This is a genomic window from Tumebacillus amylolyticus, assembly GCF_016722965.1.
Taxonomy (GTDB): Bacteria; Bacillota; Bacilli; order Tumebacillales; family Tumebacillaceae; genus Tumebacillus; species Tumebacillus amylolyticus.
This window is the reverse complement of the sequence record NZ_JAEQNB010000026.1, coordinates 1-2,384: the sequence shown is the minus strand read 5'-3', so window position 1 is coordinate 2,384 and position 2,384 is coordinate 1. Positions and strand designations below refer to the sequence as shown.

The window sequence follows — 2,384 nt, the reverse complement described above, 5'->3', positions numbered from 1 at the left end:
AGGCACGCCGCCAGCGTTCGTCCTGAGCCAGGATCAAACTCTCAATAAAAGTTTGGTTCGCTGACTCGAATCGATCTTCATCTATCACTCGTTTAGTTTTCAAGGATCAATCGTGTCGCTCAGAGGCGACCTGATTAAGATACCACGACAATCAACTTCAAGTCAACTGTCAATCTCAACCACTCATCTCAACTTTTTTCATCACCGCATCTCTCGCGGCGACAAGAGCTATCCTACCACGCCGCATATAACAGCCGCAATCCTCAAATGTTAGAAACAGAACCAACTAGGGGAAGGAGCCTCCCGCATGAGCGACAACCAAAACAAGAAAACCTTCAAACCCTTCATCTCGTCCTCCGAAAGACCGCCGGAGCTCACCCTCACCGCGATCGTCATCGGGATTGTCCTCGCCATCGTCTTCGGTGCAGCCAACGCCTATCTCGGCCTGATCATCGGGATGACAATCTCCGCTTCCATCCCGGCTGCCGTAATCTCCATGGCCATCATCCGAGGCATTCTCCGCCGCAACTCGATCTTGGAGAACAACATCGTGCAGACAATTACCACCGCCGGAGAAGCGGTCGCGGCCGGTGCGATTTTCACCCTGCCTGCGCTGTTTCTGTGGAAGGTCAACCCCGGCCTTTTCAAAATCACGCTGATCGTCTTGACCGGCGGTTTCCTCGGCGTGCTGTTCATGATTCCGTTGCGCCGCTTGCTGATCGTCAAAGAACACGACCGCTTGCCCTATCCCGAAGGCACAGCCTGCGCCCAAGTCCTCGTCGCCGGAGAAGAAGGCGGCGGACGCGCCAAACTGGTCTTCGGCGGTCTCGCCATCGGCGGCGTCTTCAAATTGTTCGCCGACGGTCTGAAGATGTTCCCTTCCGAAATCGAAACCAAAGTGGCCGGACTTCGCAATGGCGTCATCGGCATGGACACATTTCCATCCCTGCTCGCCGTCGGCTTCATCGTCGGTCCGCGCGTCGGTGCCATGATGGCGGCCGGCGGGGTGTTGGCTTGGCTCGTCCTCATCCCGATGATCGCGTTCTTCGGAGCTCACGGCGGTGCCATTGCACCGGGCAAAGACCCGATCTCCACCCTCGACGCCTGGGGCATTTGGGACAACTACATCCGCTACATAGGAGCAGGCGCTGTCGCAACCGGCGGTCTCATCTCCCTCGTGCGCACGCTCCCCATGCTGTGGAGTTCGCTTGCTTCTACTTTCCGTGGCTTGCAAGGCACAAAAAACGACACCCACACGGTAGAGCTCCTGCGCACCGAACAAGACCTTAGCCGAAAAATCACCCTGCCCGCCGCCGCGATTCTCCTGCTCGCCGCTGCCTTCCTGCCCCAAATCAACACGGGCATCATCGGCGCTATCGGCATCGCGGTGTTCGGGTTCCTGTTCGTCACCGTCGCCTCGCGCATCGTCGGCGCCATCGGCTCCTCCTCGAGCCCCGTCTCCGGCATGACGATCGCCACGTTGCTGATCGTCACTTCGGTCTACCGCGCATTCGGCTACTCCGGTATGGACGGTATGATCACAGCGCTGACCGTCGGCGCCATTATCTGTGTGGCACTCGCCATCGCAGGCGACATCTCGCAAGACCTCAAAACCGGCTACCTCGTCGGAGCCACCCCGCGCGCGCAGCAGTTGGCGATGTTGATCGGCATCCTCGGCTCCGGCCTCGTCATCGGCTGGGTCCTGCTCTTGCTCAACGACGCCTACGGATTCGGTTCCAAGGAACTCCCGGCACCCAAAGCGGTCCTCATGAAACTGATCGTCGAAGGCATCATGAACGCGAACATGCCGTGGGATCTCGTCTTCATCGGAGTCGCCATCGCCGTAGTCATCGAACTGCTCGGCATCGAAGCTCTCCCCGTCGCGGTCGGCATCTACCTGCCCGTTCACACCTCGACCCCGATCTTCCTCGGCGGCCTCGTGCGCTACTTCTACTTGCTCTTGCAAAAAAGAGGCGCCGACAAACCCGAAGAAGAACGCGTCGAACGCGGTGTCCTGCTCTGCTCCGGCCTGATCGCGGGCGAATCGCTGATCGGCATCTTGATCGCCGGCCTCGTCTCGCTCAAAATCACCTTGCCCGAAGCCAAACTCGGCGGTCAGTTCCTCTCGCTGGTGATCTTCCTCGCCCTCGCTGTGTGGGTCGGCTGGATGTCAGGACGACAGCCACGCAAAACCTAACAACGGGAACGCAAAAAAAGGCTCGATCTTCACTAAGAAGATCGAGCCTTTCTCTACAAACGTTTGGCGGAGCTGACGGGATTCGAACCCGCGGTCTTCCGCGTGACAGGCGGACATGTTAGGCCACTACACCACAGCTCCATGTGGTTGCGGGGACAGGACTTGAACCTGCGACCTTCGGGTTATG

Annotated in this window: 1 protein-coding gene and 1 tRNA gene; one reads left to right on the top strand and one right to left on the bottom strand. The window is 58.7% G+C overall.

Annotated features, from left to right (window positions below; translation table 11 throughout):
• Window positions 1-307 precede the first annotated feature (307 nt).
• A complete protein-coding gene (locus tag JJB07_RS23705) occupies window positions 308-2,197 on the top strand; it encodes an OPT family oligopeptide transporter (protein WP_201638502.1) in 1,890 nt (629 codons plus the stop codon).
• Window positions 2,198-2,261: 64 nt separating this feature from the next.
• On the opposite strand, the gene JJB07_RS23700 is transcribed toward JJB07_RS23705, so the two are convergent.
• Window positions 2,262-2,338: transfer RNA gene (locus tag JJB07_RS23700), tRNA-Asp, on the bottom strand.
• Window positions 2,339-2,384 lie beyond the last annotated feature (46 nt).

Excerpts from the sequence above, each read along its gene's own strand:
- JJB07_RS23705 (WP_201638502.1), top strand. The coding sequence starts at position 308 with ATGAGCGACAACCAAAACAAGAAAACCTTCAAACCCTTCATCTCGTCC.